Origin of the sequence: Dysgonomonas sp. GY617 (assembly GCF_015233815.1) — a bacterium.
GTDB lineage: Bacteria > Bacteroidota > Bacteroidia > Bacteroidales > Dysgonomonadaceae > Dysgonomonas_A.
The window spans coordinates 1-1,454 of the sequence record NZ_JADCLR010000042.1; the positions used below are offsets into that span (position 1 = coordinate 1).

The window sequence follows — 1,454 nt, forward strand, 5'->3', positions numbered from 1 at the left end:
GCCGGAGGTTCTAACGAACAGCCAGGCAGTAACGCAGAAGGTCCTGCAAGTAAAATGATAACCCGAGACAGATGGTACATGCTTGCAGCTCCATTAAAGAAGATGGCTTCCGGCGACTTTGCTCTAGGCGGTTACCCAATAACCTGGCAGTCATTATATAATGCACCACATCCATCAACCGGAGCACTAGTAGAAGGCGATTTCAGCACACCCTTTTCCTCTAATGATATAGACCTTTCAACAAAAAATAATGCCTTAGCAGTTAAAGTAGCCTGTTATAATTCTAACATAGGTTATAATGATCAACGCCACCTAGAAGGCCTACAAGGTATATTAGAGATTCCCTACTTTGAAAATAGTACAATGGCAGATTATCACCCCGGACATGTTTACAATAAGATCCGCAAAGAAAGCCGTTTCTACTATTTTGACGAAAAGACCCTTCAACAACTATCCTCACCTATCGGCACTCTATCAAGAGGAGATGAAGCATATCGTTTTGTATTTGAAGACGAGAATACAAATAAAGCTCCCAATATTGTAGTTAACGGAGTAACCGTTCCCGGCTATACACATCGTGTAACCTCAGGCACAAGTAACAACAAAACTGTAATGATAGGTAATCCCTTTATGGCAACCATAAATAGTCGTTTGTTTTTTGAAGCAAACAGAACAAAGTTGAAAGAAGATGCAGGCTATTACATGTTGACCCCCACTAATCAAGTATGGTCAAGATACGAATATAAAACAGAAAACAAAGTTCCAGCACTTCAAGCTATTGTTATAACTCTGGCCGAAGGACTAACAAGTGCCGATCTGGTATATCCCCTAGAAGGTACATATGCTTTAACAGAAGTAAGCAATCAAACACGCTCAGTTACAAGTCTCTCTGACGATTCAGGTAACTCACTCTATATTAGAGCTACGGATAGTCGTAATAAAACTTCTGATTATGCAATATTAAAAGCAGAAGAAACAACAGCATCTTCGGGAATAAGTAAAATGATTTATCCCTCGAGCCATTCTGTAACAGAAGCCTTTATCGTTTCATCAGATCAGGAATACAATCTGATTGACTTCTATAATGAAAAGAGAACTGAAGTAGGATTAGGTATTAAAAGCTCTAATCAGAAAGATGTTTTAACCCTGGAGTTTGAAAATGTAGAATCCTTTAAATCAGCAACAGGATTCAGTCCCGTGTTAATTGACAAGTATTTAAATATAGAACAAGACCTCTCATCTAATAATGTATATCGATTCAATCAACGTAAAACCGAATCAGAAAGACAATATTCCGATGTAAACCGTTTCTCACTACGCTTATCCTCTGCAACTTCAGGTATTATTGATGAGCCTAACAGTGAGGATCTTATTAGAGTTACTTATTTAACCAGTCAGTTAGAAGTCTCTAGCGAACAAGGATTAAACCAAATTGATGTTTATGATCTGCAAGG

The 1,454-nt window shown here is 38.3% G+C and carries 1 pseudogene; it reads left to right on the plus strand.

What is annotated here, in order from left to right:
• A pseudogene (locus tag IR022_RS19810) lies at window positions 1-1,454 on the plus strand (hypothetical protein); the annotation flags it as partial.